The 14,949-nt window shown below is 64.2% G+C and carries 14 protein-coding genes and 1 riboswitch; of the genes, 11 read left to right on the top strand and 3 right to left on the bottom strand.

The genetic code is table 11. From position 1 onward, the window contains the following. The first annotated feature begins 28 nt into the window (after positions 1-28). On the top strand, positions 29-517 hold the full coding sequence (locus ABWI03_RS18235; protein ID WP_095970000.1) for a hypothetical protein: 489 nt from the start codon (positions 29-31) through the stop codon (positions 515-517). 110 nt (positions 518-627) lie between these two features. Further along, a complete protein-coding gene (gene trpD / locus ABWI03_RS18230) occupies positions 628-1,719 on the top strand; it encodes an anthranilate phosphoribosyltransferase (RefSeq protein WP_095969860.1) in 1,092 nt (363 codons plus the stop codon). Between the two features lie 8 nt (positions 1,720-1,727). Here trpD and ABWI03_RS18225 read toward each other — a convergent pair whose 3' ends face one another. After that, on the bottom strand, positions 1,728-2,003 hold the full coding sequence (locus ABWI03_RS18225; RefSeq protein ID WP_003941677.1) for an Lrp/AsnC family transcriptional regulator: 276 nt from the start codon (positions 2,001-2,003) through the stop codon (positions 1,728-1,730). Between the two features lie 78 nt (positions 2,004-2,081). Continuing rightward, complete coding sequence (locus tag ABWI03_RS18220) at positions 2,082-3,842, bottom strand: DEDD exonuclease domain-containing protein (RefSeq protein WP_298773310.1); 1,761 nt, start codon at positions 3,840-3,842, stop codon at positions 2,082-2,084. Positions 3,843-4,363: 521 nt separating this feature from the next. Continuing rightward, positions 4,364-4,542: riboswitch (cyclic di-AMP (ydaO/yuaA leader) on the top strand. Positions 4,543-4,556: 14 nt separating this feature from the next. On the opposite strand from ABWI03_RS18220, the gene ABWI03_RS18215 reads away from it, so the two are divergent. From ABWI03_RS18215 to ABWI03_RS18200, 4 genes are all read left to right on the top strand, one after another. After that, positions 4,557-5,114: a C40 family peptidase gene (locus ABWI03_RS18215; RefSeq protein WP_003941754.1), complete on the top strand. Its 558-nt coding sequence runs from the start codon at positions 4,557-4,559 to the stop codon at positions 5,112-5,114. A gap of 324 nt (positions 5,115-5,438) precedes the next feature. After that, on the top strand, positions 5,439-6,491 hold the full coding sequence (locus ABWI03_RS18210; RefSeq protein ID WP_095969862.1) for a C40 family peptidase: 1,053 nt from the start codon (positions 5,439-5,441) through the stop codon (positions 6,489-6,491). Between the two features lie 74 nt (positions 6,492-6,565). Next, positions 6,566-7,924, top strand: coding sequence for a hypothetical protein (locus tag ABWI03_RS18205; protein WP_296554664.1), 1,359 nt, complete (start codon positions 6,566-6,568; stop codon positions 7,922-7,924). Between the two features lie 106 nt (positions 7,925-8,030). Then, entirely contained in the window at positions 8,031-9,158 is a 1,128-nt protein-coding gene (locus ABWI03_RS18200; protein WP_095969863.1) for a glycosyltransferase family 4 protein, read from the top strand. Between the two features lie 82 nt (positions 9,159-9,240). Here the strand turns inward: ABWI03_RS18200 and ABWI03_RS18195 are convergent, their stop codons facing one another. Then, positions 9,241-11,052, bottom strand: a complete 1,812-nt coding sequence (locus ABWI03_RS18195; protein ID WP_095969864.1) for an AMP-dependent synthetase/ligase — start codon at positions 11,050-11,052, stop codon at positions 9,241-9,243. 159 nt (positions 11,053-11,211) lie between these two features. Between ABWI03_RS18195 and ABWI03_RS18190 the strand changes: the two genes are divergently transcribed. The 5 genes from ABWI03_RS18190 to ABWI03_RS18170 all read left to right on the top strand — a co-directional run bounded on the left by ABWI03_RS18190 (position 11,212) and on the right by ABWI03_RS18170 (position 14,907). Then, positions 11,212-11,598, top strand: a complete 387-nt coding sequence (locus tag ABWI03_RS18190; RefSeq protein WP_296554668.1) for an SRPBCC family protein — start codon at positions 11,212-11,214, stop codon at positions 11,596-11,598. A gap of 63 nt (positions 11,599-11,661) precedes the next feature. Then, a complete protein-coding gene (locus tag ABWI03_RS18185; RefSeq protein ID WP_003941701.1) occupies positions 11,662-12,099 on the top strand; it encodes an SRPBCC family protein in 438 nt (145 codons plus the stop codon). Next, on the top strand, positions 12,100-13,350 hold the full coding sequence (locus ABWI03_RS18180) for an ArsA family ATPase (protein WP_298773305.1): 1,251 nt from the start codon (positions 12,100-12,102) through the stop codon (positions 13,348-13,350). After that, positions 13,347-13,742, top strand: a complete 396-nt coding sequence (locus tag ABWI03_RS18175) for a hypothetical protein (RefSeq protein WP_298773303.1) — start codon at positions 13,347-13,349, stop codon at positions 13,740-13,742. The genes ABWI03_RS18180 and ABWI03_RS18175 overlap by 4 nt, the downstream gene beginning before the upstream one ends. A gap of 124 nt (positions 13,743-13,866) precedes the next feature. Then, a complete protein-coding gene (locus tag ABWI03_RS18170) occupies positions 13,867-14,907 on the top strand; it encodes an ROK family protein (protein ID WP_020969875.1) in 1,041 nt (346 codons plus the stop codon). Positions 14,908-14,949 lie beyond the last annotated feature (42 nt).

Raw genomic sequence — 14,949 nt, 5'->3', positions numbered from 1 at the left:
GGTGGCGTGGTCGGAATATGCTGGCGCGATGGCAGCTACACACAAGAGTAGACCGTGGTTCCTGAGAATTTTCGGCACGAAGATTCCGACACCGCTCGATGCAGGGCGGTCGGATCTGGTCGTCGTCGCCGAAGGCTTCGACGACGCCGAGGCGAGCTCGACGGCTCTCGAACGTGCCGCCTCCACCGAGCCGGAGTTCATGGCGGAGTCCGAAGTGGTTCTGCGGCACCATCTCGACCTTCCGGAGGACTCGGTTGCCGATGCCGAGAGCATCGTCGCCCAGGACGGATACGTGCGAGGCGTGAGTCGGCCCGAGGACGTGGCTCAGGCGGTCGAGAATTCGGTTCGCGTCATCTTCGAGCGGGTCCAGGTGCTCGACGCGCTGCATTGCTCCCAGGAGCGTTCACGAATGGCCGGTCTGGCGCAGCGGCTCGGTGGTTCGGTCGCCGGGTGGGACGCGCTCCAGCCCCCGGTTCTCGCGGAGGCGCCGCCCAAACGCGGTCGCCGAAAGTCCTGAGTGGCCCTATTCGGTTTCCTCGCTACCTCACTGACTAGGCTGCGAGGGTCATCGACAGCTCGAAATGAGCACGAACACAGCCCACATGGACGACAGGGGACCAAGGCACTATGGCCGGCACCGACGCAACCAACGCCGTGAACGTCGATTCGAGTGCAGTGGTGCGGTCATGGCCGATGATTCTCGGTTTGCTCACGGACGGCAGTGACTTGTCGGAAGCCGACAGTCGCTGGGCGATGGGCGAGATCATGTCGGACAATGCCACCTCCGCTCAGATCGCGGCTTTCGGCGTCGGCTTGAAGATGAAGGGCGAAACCCCCGCGGAGTTGGAAGGGCTCGCCGCCGCGATGCTCGAACACTCCAGACGCGTGCCGGTTGATTCCGACGTCGTCGACATCGTCGGCACGGGTGGTGACCGCTCCAACACGGTGAACATCTCGACGATGGCCTCGATCGTGGTTGCCGCGTCCGGTGTCCGAGTCGTCAAGCACGGCAACCGCGCTGCTTCGTCCAAGAGTGGTGGCGCTGACGTGCTCGAGGCGCTCGGAGTTCGCATCAACCTCGGGCCGGAGCAGGTTGCGAGGTGCGTCGAAGAGGTCGGCATCGGCTTCTGTTTCGCGCCGGTCTTCCATCCCGCACTGCGCTTTGCGGCGGTACCTCGCAAGGAAATCGGCATCCCGACGGCATTCAACGTGCTCGGTCCGCTGACCAATCCGGCTCGTCCGCGTGCCGGGCTGATCGGGTGCGCATTTCCGAAGCTGATCTCGGTCGTCGCGGGAGTCCTTGCGCAGCGCGGTAATTCAGCGTTGGTGGTGCGTGGGGACGACGGACTCGACGAACTGACCACATCGACGACTTCGACGGTTCACATCGTCGGGGGTGGAAGTGTGCGAACTGTCACGCTGGATCCGCGTGACCTCGGAATCGACCGCGTTCCTCTCGAAGAGTTACGCGGAGGAGACGCCGACATCAACGCCACCGTCGCCCGAACGCTGCTGTCCGGGCAGAAGGGGCCGGTCCGGGACGCGGTCTTGCTGAACGCGGGAGCCGCCATCGCGGCGTTCAACGGTGTCGGTGACGATCTCGAGGGTGCGATCTCGGCCGGGATGACTGCAGCCGCTGCCGCGATCGACAGCGGCGCGGGCGCTGAACTGCTTCACAAGTGGGCGGCACTCACCGCCCAGCTGGCCGACCAAGCCTGATCGACGGACTATTCACCCAGAGAGAATCCGGCCTCGACGTCTGCGCTGGAAAATGACTGGAAGGCAATGTGTGTGGCGGTTCGGAGAACGCCGGGCACCTTGTTGATTCCTCCGGTGACGACGTCGGCGATCTGGGCGTGGTCACGTACCTTCACGATGGCGATCAAGTCGACGTCACCTGCGCACGAGTAGACCTCCGTCACCCCGGACAGGTCGGCGACGGCCTGCGCGGTTTCCGGGATCCGAGCGGACTCGGCGTGAATCATGACGATGGCGTTGATCATTTCTCTCCTCGATTTCCCGGTGGGTTGTGATGACCCGGTGGTTTCGATCGAGCTTAGGGGTGCCGCCACCTCGTTACGTCATCGATGTTCGGATTCGGTACCGGCCCGCGCGAGTCGGCACCAGGCTTCCCACTTGCCGGCGCCGCGCACAGGTTCGACGTAGCCGGACGTCGCCGACACGATTCGGACACCGTCCGACGCGAGCCACCGTGCGATCAGTCCCAGTTCTTCGGGTGACGCGCCGCGAAACGGTGCGTCGTCGGGTAGGACGGTTTCGGCCGCCGCGGTGATGGCGTCGACGACGGGCATCGGGTGAGTCCCACGTCTGGCGAGCCCGGCCGACGCGAGACGCCCGGAACGGATCACCGACAGCTCCCAGCCGCCGTCCCCAGTGGGTCGGGCGAGTACGAGTTGTTCGATCGCAGCGACTGCGGCGAGTCGCTGAGTGCGCCGCACCGCGGTAGCGACTGCGACCGTTCGGTCACGCAGACGAGCAGCATTCTCGAACAACGCGTGTGCGGACAGCTCGTCTATCCGGGCCTGCATCTGTCGAAGGGGAGCGTCGTTGGTTCCTCGGAAGAAACCACGCACGGCCTCAGGGGCGGCCGCGTAGTCCTCTGCGTTGATTTCCGGGGTCCAGGAGGCCGGACACGCCCCCAGCTCACGAGCGGGGCAGTCAGGGCCGTGAACGGCGCCGCGCCCGAGACGCTTGGTACACGTGCGCAGACGACTGAACTCTGCGACGGTGTCCGCGACCTCGACTGCGTCGGCGCGAGAGGTGAACGGGCCGATCGAATCGATCGTGGGCGTGCGAACCACGGACAGTCTCGGAAACGCCTCGTCGGTGAGGGTGATCCACCAACCTCGCTTGGGAAACTTGGAGCGACGGTTGTACGGCGGCGCATGCGCGCTCAGCAGTCGTAGTTCACGCACCCCGGCTTCGAGAGCGTGCGCGCACTCGACATGGTCCACACGGGTGGCCAGCGCGACCATTTCCTTCATTCGGCCGCGGGTCTCCGAACCGGTGAAGTAGTTGCGGACGCGGCGTCGAAGGTCGGTAGCAGTTCCTATATAGAGGGCTTCGTCGGAAGGGCCTCGGAAAAGGTAGACACCGGGGCTTCGCGGCAGATTTGCGGCGAAGGACCGTTTGGCCCGCTGATGTGAGGAAATGTTGGGCAGGTAGTCGACGAGTTCGCTGTAACTGTGGACGCCTTGGTTCCCGACTCTGTCGATCAACCCGTGGAGGACATCGACTGTCGCACGCGCGTCGTCGAGCGCGCGGTGCGTCGGTTGGGTGGTTACCTGGAAGAGGTGGGCGAGGGCGGAGAGTTTGACCGAAGGCGCCTCGTCGCGTGTGAGCACGCGCCTGGCGAGCTTGACAGTGCACAGCACACGGAACGCAGGCCACGGGCGTGCACTGCGTGACGCCGCTGCTTTGAGAAAGCCGATGTCGAAGGGCGCGTTGTGTGCCACCAGCACCGCGCCCTCGGCGAATTCGAGAAAAGCTGGTAGGACACGTTCGATGGGAGGTGCGCCGATCAGCATGGCCGTGGTGATTCCGGTCAGTTCGACGATGTACGGCGGAATGGACCGGCCGGGATCGACGAGGGTTGCCATTTCACCGAGTACCTCGCCACCGCGGATCTTGACGGCGCCGATCTCGGTGATGGAGTCCTGGTCGGCGCTTCCACCTGTGGTCTCGAGGTCGACGACGACGAACGTCGTCTCGCTCAGCGGTGTGTCCAGCTCGTCGAAGCTCAGTTGCCGCCCGACGTCGACTTTCTCCCCGTCGGAGAACGGGGGCGGAGACGGAGATTCTCGGGCCGAGGCGGGACTCACATCGCAGACAGTAGAAGGACCCCCCGACAGGAATTGGAGAATGCCGACGCGGAATCCGGCTCACTCCGACTTCCATTGCGAAAGCAGCGGATCGGCCCCCGACAAAAGTATGAGAGACGAGGATCACACTTGCGGTGGGAACTCGCGAATGCGGACTCCTGCCTACTTGCCGGTAGGGCGATTCGGAGGGCCTTTGCTGCGTTGATCGGTGGCTGACTTCGCGCCCGTGAACGGAACAGGTTCTAGTTTCAAGTAATTGTCGTTGAACTGCGCGGAAGATCGGATTGTCGGGTTTGGTGAGCCTTGGCAGTGGGTAACGGGTGCACGTTTGCGGGCCGAGGGTGGGGCGCCGAACCGACCTGTTGTTATCTCCTCGTGACCCGCCGGGCGTATCGCGGGCGCGGCACCACGATTTCCGGCGAATCGGGCGCGATTGTCACGAAGCGGTCGACATCGTCGCGATCATTTCGTAACCTTCCTGAGACCTAACGAAGTCTTGCCGGACCAAACAGGACCGGCATCGTCAGGAACCGCCTAATCGGGATCTCCGCGAGGAACCCGAACCGGGAACCCAAGTTTCCACTGGGGTGAATCCCGCCTGGGGTGCAGCACGCAGGATCGCTGCAGACCACGCGGGTAGGGCTGATCTTCCCAGCCCGAACCCGTCAGCTAACTCGGTCGGCGGATGAATGGAAGAAATGGAGCACCCCTTAAGTGGCGTCACAGAGTTTCAAGCGTTCAGCGCAGTTGGCGGTAGCCGGCGCGCTCGCAGTCGGAGCATTCGCTGCAACCGCTGCACCTGCCTCGGCAGACCCCATCACCATCCCCGGCGTCGGCACGTTCGAGGTTCCGGGCGTTTCTATTCCTCAGTTGCCGGTCATTCCGGGCATCACCGACATCGCACCGGCTGCACCGGCCGCTCCCATCTCCAGTGTTGGTGAGCAGGCAGTTCGCGCCGCAGAGAGCAAGCTGGGCTCCCCGTACGTGTACGGCGCAGCCGGCCCGGACGCATTCGACTGCTCCGGTCTCGTCCAGTGGGCATACAAGCAGGCCGGCCTGAACCTGCCTCGCACGAGCTACGACCAGGCTGCAGCCGGCGTCGCCGTCGCACAGTCCGATCTTCAGGTCGGCGACGTGATCTCCTTCTACGGCGGATCGCACTCGGGCATCTACGCCGGCAACGGCAATGTCATCCACGCGTCGACCGCTGGTCAGCCCGTGAAGCTCGCTCCGGTGTCCTCGATGCCGTACGACGGTGCTCGCCGTTACTGATTTCTGATCACGCTCGACGGCTGTCGCCGGTAGGCAGTCGGAACGATCCGCCGCTGCAAGGTGGCGGAGCTCGGGGGAGCTCCGGATCTTCGAATGTGGGCCTCGAATCTTCGATTCGAGGCCCACATTTCTATTTCTCGACAATTCGCCCGGTACTTCACCCCGACACGCCTACCGGCGAGTAGACACAAACGTATGCCGTTCCGTAACCTTATCGAGACATTACGCGGGCGAGACAGGTACTGTAGATAGTTGACAGCCAGCTAACAGATCGTCGACCGGTCCCGGTCGACGTCGCTTCACCGAGACGGAGAGTTGCATTCCGTGGTTTCATCGAAAAACAACAGTCGAGTACGCGCCGCAGTGACCGTGGGAGTGCTGGCGTTCGGACTCGTCGCAGGGCCTTCGATGCAGGCCGGTGCCGACCCCGTCATCACCAACCCGACCGAGGCACTCGACAAGCTCGGTGAACTCTCCCGGGTATCCGAGCAGACCAACGAAGCGCTGCACAACGCGCAGATCGATCTCGACGCGAAGCTGGGCGTCGCCAACGATGCGGACGCGCGATCGGCAGCCGATCAGGGTGTTCTCGACGAGGCTTCGGCACGTGTCGCCGAATTCGCTCCGGCGGTAAACCGCATTGCCACAGCGAATTACCAGGGTGCACGAACCAATCGCCTCTTTGCGTTGATGGTCAGCGATTCGCCGCAGCAGTTGCTCGACCAGATGTCTGCGCTCGACGTGATTTCCAACGACGCGGCAGTGCAGGTCTCCCAGTTCAACGAAGCCACTGCCGCTGCCCGTGCGGCCTCGGAAGCATCGAAGCGCTCGGCCGAAGAAGCGCGGACCGCCGCCGATCAAGCCCGCGCGCTCAGTGACGACTTGCAGCGCAAGCAGAGTGAACTGCAGACGCAGATCGCCGACGTGACCAAAGCGTTCCAGAACCTCACCGACGACGAGCGTAACCAACTGAGCGGTACGCCGTTCCCTCCTGACGTCGATCTCAGCAAAATTCTAGCTAACCTTACGCCCGGCTCCGGTGCTGCAGCGCTTCAGGCAGGCCTCACGCGGATCGGTGACCCGTACGTCTGGGGCGCGACCGGCCCGAACGAGTTCGACTGCTCAGGTCTGGTCGTGTGGGCCTACAAGCAGATCGGAAAGACTCTGCCGCGTTCGAGCCAAGCGCAGGCGCAGGGCGGTGTACCGGTGTCGCGGGATCAACTACAGCCCGGTGACGTCGTGACTTTCTACAGCGACAACTCGCATGTCGGTATCTATGCCGGCGACGGAAACATTCTGCATGCGTCGACGTTCGGCGTGCCGGTGAAGGTTCAGTCGATGGCAGGCATGGAGTTCTCCACTGCGCGTCGTTACTGACGGCTTGCTGCGCCCGAGCGGCGTGTGGCCAGCCGCCGTGAAGCGTCGAGTCGAGTTCTCCTACACTCGGCACCGTGCCGACTGAACCGATGACGACGCCCGACGTCGGCGCAGATCGACCACGCCGTTGGGAGTATCCGGCCCTCGTGGCGCTCGGCGTAGCCGTGGTGCTCGTTCTCGGTTTGACGATCTTCCTGACGAACAGGTCCGATTCCGACGAAAGTGCGGCCAGCGAGCAGGACGCCGAACGAACCGCGCAGGTACAAGCATTTCTCGACGCATGGGCTGCATCGCAGATGTCCGACGATCCGTCGGGGCTGGCGAAGTTCGTCGACAATGCTGCCGCACCCGGTGTGCTCGAGGCGGAAATTCGACGAGCCACTGCAGCGGGAGCGCTCGATTTCTCCGACTGGGGATACGAGATCCCCAGCGGCGGTCTGACTCCGGCGCCGCGAACCGGTGCACCGGACGGAGACGTCGAAGTCTGGAATGCGCAAGTTCTGTTTCGGTACGCCCTCGACGGCGTCGACGCATTGCCCACTCGCAAGGCAGTGTCCATGACGCTCGCGAAACGCGGCGATCAGTGGTCGGTTCTTGCGGACGGGTCGATCGTCGGACTGGACGGCGCCCGAACGGCAGGCGAATCCTGGAACGGCCCCTGGGACTTCGGCCCGCTGGCCGTCGCCGAAAACACCGCGCGCAATGCACTCGTGATCGGTCACCCGGGTCAGCAGGCGTTCGTCGACGCTTTGGCTGCAGATGTGGACTCAGCCATCGAGAACACAACGCAGTTGTGGGGGCCGTGGTGGTCCGAGCGCGCGGTGCTCATGGTGGCGGGGTCCTCGGAGGAATTCACCGCACTGGTCGGCTCTCATCACGACGGCGCTTCGATTGCCGCAGTGTCGGTCGCGGATGCAACGACGGACGGGTCTTCCGACGTGAGCGGCCAGCGGGTGGTCTTCTCACCCGCCGCGGCTTCGAGGTTGACCGACATCACCAGGCGAACGGTATTGCGCCACGAACTCATGCACATAGCCGCCCGATCGAAAACCCGTGACGGGTCGCCGATGTGGGTGTTGGAAGGGTTCGCCGAGTACGCGGGAAATCGTGGATCCTCGCGGGCCTGGGGTGAGATAGCGCCGACTCTGGCAGCAGCGGTCCGTGCCGGCGACACACCGACGGAGTTTCCGGACGACACACAGTTCGGCGGTGTCCCGGTTGTGAGTTCGCTGGCGTACGAATCGGCGTGGTCTGTCAACGCGTATATCGCCGATCGATTCGGCGAGGCCAAGCTGACCGACCTCTTTCGCGCCCTCGCTTCCGGAAAGATGACGGCCGAAGATCTCGACTCGCGAATCCGAGCGGTCCTGGGCGTCGGAACCGAGGAACTGCGACTCGGATGGGTCGACTGGACCGACAGCCATCTGGGCTGAGTAGTTCGCGGCTGGTTGATAGCAGCGGCAGCGTGCCCTTGTCACGTCTCGAAGCGCAGCGTGCCCTTGTCACGTCTCGAAGCGCAGCGTGCCCTACGGTGGACGAATGCGCCGGACCCTCTTGGTGACCAACGACTTTCCTCCTCGCCCCGGAGGTATCCAGTCTTATCTCCACACGTTCGCCGGGCATCTGCCGCCGGACAAGTTGGTGGTGTACGCACCGCGGTGGCGGGGCGACTCGCACAAGAAGTTCGATGCGGCACAGCCTTTCGAGGTCGTTCGGCACCCGACGACACTGATGTTGCCGTCGCCCTTCGTCGCTCGTCGGGCTGCAAAGCTGGTCAAGAAGCACGACTGCGAGTCGGTCTGGTTCGGTGCGGCAGCGCCGTTGGCGTTGTTGGCGCCGGTTGTTCGGCGCGCCGGTGCGAGCCGAGTGATCGCGAGTACTCACGGCCACGAGGTCGGATGGTCGATGATTCCCGGTGCGCGGCAGTCGTTGCGTGTGATCGGTGATCACACGGATGCGGTGACGTTTGTCAGCAAGTACACCCGTGGGCGGTTCTCGGCGGCTTTCGGTCCGCAAGCGGCGCTCGAGCACCTTCCTTCCGGAGTGGACACGTCGGTGTTCCACCCGGACTCGGTTGCCCGCGCAGAACTGCGTAAGCGATACGGGCTGGGAGAGCGGCCCACGATCTTGTGCCTGTCGCGGCTCGTGCCACGCAAGGGGCAGGACATGCTCATCAAGGCGCTGCCGACGATTCGGAAGAGCATCGACGGAGCAGTGCTGGTGATCGTCGGCGGTGGGCCGTACGAGGACCATCTCCGTCAATTGGCGCGCAAGACCGGGATGGACGATCACGTCGTCTTCACCGGCACGGTGCCTGCCGCAGAGTTGGCGGCTCACCACACTGTTGCCGACGTGTTCGCCATGCCGTGCCGCACCCGAGGCGCCGGATTGGACGTCGAAGGGCTGGGAATCGTCTACCTCGAGGCCTCGGCTACCGGTGTGCCGGTCATCGCCGGGCGCAGTGGTGGCGCTCCGGAAACCGTGCAGCAGAACAAGACCGGGCTCGTGGTCGACGGCACCTCTGTTCGTGACGTCGCCGAATCCGTGATCGAGGTGCTGTCCGATCGTGATCGAGCGGCCGCGATGGGAGCAGCCGGCCGGGCGTGGGTTGCCGAAGAATGGAAGTGGGACACGCTCGCTTCGAAGCTGCGTAATCTCCTCGGCTGAGTTACCGGGACTCGAACGCGAACGGCCCGCACCGAATTCGGTGCGGGCCGTTCCTGTCGGCAGAGGACTGATCGACGAAAGGCTACTTGGCGTAGATCTTTTCGATGTCGGCGGCAAAGCTCTCGTGCACGACGTTGCGCTTGAGCTTCATCGTGGGCGTGAGTTCGCCTGTGTCCTCGGAGAAGTCGACCGGAAGAATGCGGAACTTCTTGATCGCCTCGGCGTGTGAGACGAGCTTGTTGGCCTCGTCGATGGCGTCCTGGATTTCGCCGACCAGTTCGCCGTCCGAAACCAGGTCGGCAGCTGTGGTTCCCGCGGCCTTGTTGTTGCGCTCGTTCCAAGCGGGAAGAGCTTCGGCGTCGATGGTGATGAGGGCGCCGATGAAAGGCTTCTGGTCGCCGACCACGATGGCCTGGCTGATCAGTGGGTGGGCGCGAAGGGAATCTTCGAGCTGAGCGGGGGAGACGTTCTTGCCGCCCGCCGTGACGATGATTTCCTTCTTGCGACCGGTGATGGTGATGTAGCCGTCCTTGTCGACGGTGCCGAGGTCGCCGGTGTGGAACCAGCCGTTCTCGATCGACTCGGCAGTCGCCTTCTCGTTGCGCCAGTAGCCGGTGAAGACCACCGGTCCCGAGAGGAGGATTTCGCCGTCTTCGGCGATGCGAACGGAGTTGCCGGCCAACGGCTTTCCGACCGAGCCGACCTTCTGTGCGCCGATGGTGTTGACGGCGAACGCTGCGGTGGTCTCGGTCAGTCCGTAGCCCTCGTAGATCGTGACGCCGATACCGCGGAAGAAGTGGCCGAGTCGAGCGCCCAGAGGTGCACCACCGGAAATGGCCAGCTGGCACTGCCCGCCGAGTGCAGCGCGAAGCTTCGAGTACACGAGCTTGTCGAAGAGAGCGTGCTTGGCCTTGAGAACGATGCCGGCGCCGCCCTTGTCCTGCGCCTCGCTCCAGGCAACAGCGGTGTCTGCGGCCGCGTCGAAGATCTTTCCCTTGCCGTCGCCGTGCGCCTTGGCACGTGCGCTGTTGTAGACCTTCTCGAACACTCGCGGCACCGAGAGGATGAAGTCGGGCTTGAACTCGCCGAACGTCGGAACGAGGTTCGGGATGTCGCTCGTGTGCCCCAATGTTGCACCGGCGTCGAACGACGCGATGCTGACTGCGCGAGCGAGAACGTGCGCGAGCGGCAAGAACATCAGGGTGCTGACGCCGGGAGTCTTGAGCAGCGTGCCGAGGTTGGAGTCGAGGATGCCCTTCGACTCGGCAATGAGGTTGGAGTGCGTCAGCTGGCAGCCCTTGGGTCGGCCTGTGGTGCCCGAGGTGTAGATCAGGGTCGCGGGATCGGATGCCTTCAGTGCAGCGACGCGGGCGTGGACGTCCTCGTCGGAGATGTCGGCGCCCAGTGCGGTCAATTCCTCGACTACACCTTTACCGCCTGCCGCCGCATCGATCTGGTAGACCGTACGCAGCGCGGGTGCCGCTGCAGCGACGTCCTTCACGGTCGCGGCATGCGCGTCGTTCTCGACGATGAGGTCGATTGCTTCGGAGTCCTCGAGTATCCAGCGAACCTGCTCGGCTGCGGAGGTTTCGTAGATCGGAACCGTCACGCCGCCGGCCGCCCAGATGGCGTAGTCGACGAGCGGCCATTCGAAGCGAGTCGCCGACATGAGGCCGACGCGATCGCCCTGCTTGACTCCGATCGCGATCAGGCCCTTTGCGACGCCAGTCACCTGAGCGGCGAAATCGCCTGCAGTGACATCGACCCATGCATTTCCGACTTTGCGCTTGTAGACAACCGCCGCCGGCTTCGTCTTCGCGAAGGCGAAGACCGAGTCGACCGCGGAGGCATCCTCGGGAATGGTGAACGTCTGGGGTGCGCTGAACTCAGGCACGAAATACCTCCGACACTGCGAAATACTGACGAGTAGGGTTTTCGTCTCCTACTGTAGTCGCATGTCCGACGCAGTTGTGGCCAGGCTTACAGTCTGTCCGGTATGTAGTGTTGCGACACCCCTCGACGCTTCGCCGACGCGATATGTGAAGCTACTTCGGTGAGCAGCATTCAGGTCGCAGACCAGACTTTCATCGCCGCCCCGCCCGAGCGGGTCGCCGAACTGTTGTCCTCGCGCGCGCAGTGGCGTCGCTGGTTCAGTGATCTTGCGCTCGAAGTCCGGGAAGATCGCGGTCCCGCGGGATTCCGGTGGGGAGTGTCCGGTCAGTTGGTCGGCACCATGGAGGTGTGGCTCGAACCGGTGATGGACGGGACGATCACGCACTACTTCCTGCACTGTGAACCGGTCGGCGTATCACCGTCCGATCTGGCGAACCTCGACCTCGCCGGGATGAACCGCAAGCGTCGGGTCGACGGCAAGGTCATGTCGTTCCAGCTCAAGCGCGAACTCGAAGCGGGACGCGCCGCCGGAGTAGCACCGGACTGATAATCGAAGCAGTGCACGTTGTGCAGGTTCTGGACTCTTGACGAAGGAAGGTAGCGCAGTCGTATGGCCGAGAAGACCAAGGGGTTGATCAGCATCGACGCTCCTGCCGACGCCGTGATGGACGTCATCGCCGATTTCGAGCGATACCCCGAATGGGTGGCCGCGGCGAAGTCCGTCGAGGTGACGGCGCCGGGGCAGGGCGGCCGCGCGGACCGAGTACGTTTCGTCCTCGACGCGGGGATGGTGAAGGACACCTACGAACTGCAGTATTCGTGGGCACCTGACGGTATGGCGGTGAGTTGGGAGCTGATATCGGGTGAGATTCAGAAGTCCCAATTCGGTTCGTACACACTCGAGCCCGGCCCGAACGGCACCACGTCGGTCACCTACGAGTTGACGGTCGACCTGACGATTCCGATGATCGGTCTCTTCAAACGGAAGGCCGAGAAGATCATCACCGACACAGCTCTGAAAGAACTGAAGAAGCGAGTCGAGGGCTGAGTGCCGGAGCAACGATCGCGCGTCCAACTGTTCGTCGGTAAAGGTGGAGTAGGCACGACGACGCTTGCCGCGGCGACGGCTGTGTCGGCGGCGACCTCCGGGGCCCGAGTGCTGCTGGTGTCGATCGATCAGGCAGGTTCTCTCGCGGACGTCCTGGGCGTGCCGAATCCGCGAACGACTACACCTCTCACCGAGCGCCTCGACGTCCGGCAACTCGACACGTCAGCGCTCCTCGAGGACAGGTTCCGAGGATTGTCGGGGTTGATCGACGCTGCAGGAACTTTCGGAGCGGGAGATCACGAACACGGTTCGTCGTTCGAGGGGTTGGAACCGGAAGAGTTGACGGGATCCCTGGGAATCCAGGACATGCTCGGGCTCGCCGAAATCGTCGACTTCTCGGACAGCGGTGACTACGACCTCGTGATCGTGGACTGTCCGGCTGCAGCCGAAGCGCTTCGGATACTGGGTTCGCCGTCGATGGTGTCGGAGTATCTCGAGCGATTGTGGCCGCGGCACAGGCGGATGGTCGCTGTGACGGGTACGGACATGCGGTTGCTCTTACTCGTGTCCGTCGTCGAACGTGTGCTCGCGTCGGTGGATCGAATCGCGGCTCACCTCTCGGATCGCGCGAACACCAGCGTGCGTGTGGTGACGTCGGCCGATGGCGTGTCGGTCGCGGCGACTCGTCGGACGTTGTCCGGGCTGGCTCTTGCCGGTCTGCGAGTGGACGGGATTGTGGTCAACAACCTTGTCCCGCAGTTCAACTCGCCCGCTGGGAAGGCGGTCGACGATTCGCCGGCGGCGCGGTGGCTCGCTTCGATCCAGGCGTCACAGGCGCTCGTCGTCGACGAATTGCGTGGATCAACCGATGGAATGTCCGTCACAACGGTCGAACGCGCCTGCGCCGAACCGGTAGGGTTGGCCGCTCTGGGCGAGATCGCGGCCACGTTCGAGGGTGGAACGGGCACGGATTCGGGCACCGTCGGCACCGCGGACAACATCGTGGTGTCCTTGGAGTCGGGGACCGGAGTCGATTCGGTGTACGTGATGCGGATGTACCTACCGCTCGTGGATCCGTCGTCGTTGTCGTTGGGCCGGGTGGAGGACGATGTGCTGGTGGGAGCAGACGGCGTACGACGCAGAGTTCGTTTGGCGTCGGTGCTGCGTCGTTGTGTCGTGAACGGGGCGGAGTTGGACGGCAGTTACCTGATCATTCGGTTCAGCCCGGATCCCGCGGTGTGGCCGGTATGAGCGAAGAGCACGAGCGCCTCGTCGCGGAATTTCGCGCGTTGGCGGAAACCGTTCTGACGCGCCTGGAACCGGTGTTGCTCAAGGCCGCAGCAGCGACGGCCGATGTTGCGAGTGACTCGGCGTCAGCGGACACGCAGCCGGTGTTCACCGGCTGCAGTTGGTGCCCGGTGTGCGCCCTCGCTGCACTGGTTCGCGGTGAGCACCACGAACTGTTGGCATTCCTCGCGGGTCAAGCAGCGGTATTCCTTGCGTTGCTTCGCGAGATTCTCGACGAGTTTCTCGGGGGGCCGTCAGGCCCCGATCGTGGACCGGACGGCGGCCCGACGGCGCCGGGTGCGGAGCGAACTCGGACTGCGGCATTTGTCCCGATCAACGTGACGGTCAAGGACTGACTTCGTACCCCGGGTAGAGCGAACGGTCCGCGATGAGCACAATCGACACAATGGTCACCGACGCACGAGGCACCGATACAGGGTGCGCACTCCAGCGGGCGACGCTCGCGCGGGAATTGTCGCGATGAGCGCGCGCCGCTTGAAAGCGGTCTCCGACTCCACCATGGACGACATCTTGACGGTCGGCATCGACGTCGGCGGGACGAGCATCAGAGCCTCCGTCGTGGACGTGGACGGACAAGTGCTCGAGATGATTCAAGCCCCGACCCCGCAGTCGGCCAGGGCACTCGAAGACGGTCTCGATCGCGTCGTGCGCGAATTGGTCACCAGGCACGAGGTGTCGGCCGTGGGGTTGGCGGTCGCCGGCTTCATCACCTCCGATCGAAGCTCGGTACGGTTCGCGCCGCACTTGCCGTGGGTGGACGCGCCGGTCGGAAGTGACCTGAGCAAGCGACTCGGGCTGCCGGTCGTGCTCGAACACGACGCCAACGCAGCAGCCTTCGCGGAGCACCGATTCGGAGCGGCCGCCGGGGGCCGAAATGTCGTGATGGTGGCAATCGGGACCGGAATCGGTGGTGCGCTGCTGATCAACGGTGAGTTGTACCGGGGGAGTCACGGCGTCGCCCCCGAACTGGGCCACATCCAGGTCGTTCCGGGCGGGCGTCAGTGCGCGTGTGGCAAACGTGGGTGTTGGGAGCGCTATTGCAGCGGAACGGCGCTCGTCGACACGGCCATCGAACTGCTCGCCGCCGACCCCGCCGCGTCGACCGTTCTGGCGCGTGAGGTCGCGGTGGATCCGGGTTCCCTCACCGGCCGCCGGATCGCGAACGCCGCGCAGGACGGTGACCCACTCGCGCTGGCAACCATCGCCGAGTTCACCCGTTGGCTGGCCGTCGGACTCGCCATGGTCGGTGACGTCTACGATCCCGATCTGGTGGTGATCGCCGGTGGCGTCGCGAGTTCTGCCCCACTGTTTCTCGACGACGCCCGTGAGCAGTACGCGACATTGCTGACCGGGGCGAAGCACCGACCACTGGCCCGAATCCGTTCCGCTCAGCTGGGCGAAGCTGCGGGCATGGTCGGCGCCGCCGCTTTGGCCCGATCGGTGGTGCCTCAGGATCTCGGTGGGGTCGACGGCGCTGGAACCACGTCTGCCGGACTGTGATCGGGTCGATCCTGCAGGGGCGTGTGTAGCGGGGGTTACGGG

This window comes from Rhodococcus baikonurensis, from assembly GCF_040489275.1.
GTDB lineage: Bacteria > Actinomycetota > Actinomycetes > Mycobacteriales > Mycobacteriaceae > Rhodococcus_F > Rhodococcus_F baikonurensis.
This window is presented reverse-complemented; position numbering and strand designations above follow the sequence as displayed.

Bases quoted from the DNA above. Each gene is read 5' to 3' on its own strand.
- ABWI03_RS18225 (WP_003941677.1), bottom strand. From the start codon at position 2,003: ATGATCAACGCCATCGTCATGATTCACGCCGAGTCCGCTCGGATCCCG.
- trpD (WP_095969860.1), top strand. From the start codon at position 628: ATGGCCGGCACCGACGCAACCAACGCCGTGAACGTCGATTCGAGTGCA.
- ABWI03_RS18185 (WP_003941701.1), top strand. From the start codon at position 11,662: ATGGCCGAGAAGACCAAGGGGTTGATCAGCATCGACGCTCCTGCCGAC.
- ABWI03_RS18170 (WP_020969875.1), top strand. From the start codon at position 13,867: ATGAGCGCGCGCCGCTTGAAAGCGGTCTCCGACTCCACCATGGACGAC.
- ABWI03_RS18175 (WP_298773303.1), top strand. From the start codon at position 13,347: ATGAGCGAAGAGCACGAGCGCCTCGTCGCGGAATTTCGCGCGTTGGCG.
- ABWI03_RS18200 (WP_095969863.1), top strand. From the start codon at position 8,031: ATGCGCCGGACCCTCTTGGTGACCAACGACTTTCCTCCTCGCCCCGGA.
- ABWI03_RS18235 (WP_095970000.1), top strand. From the start codon at position 29: ATGGCAGCTACACACAAGAGTAGACCGTGGTTCCTGAGAATTTTCGGC.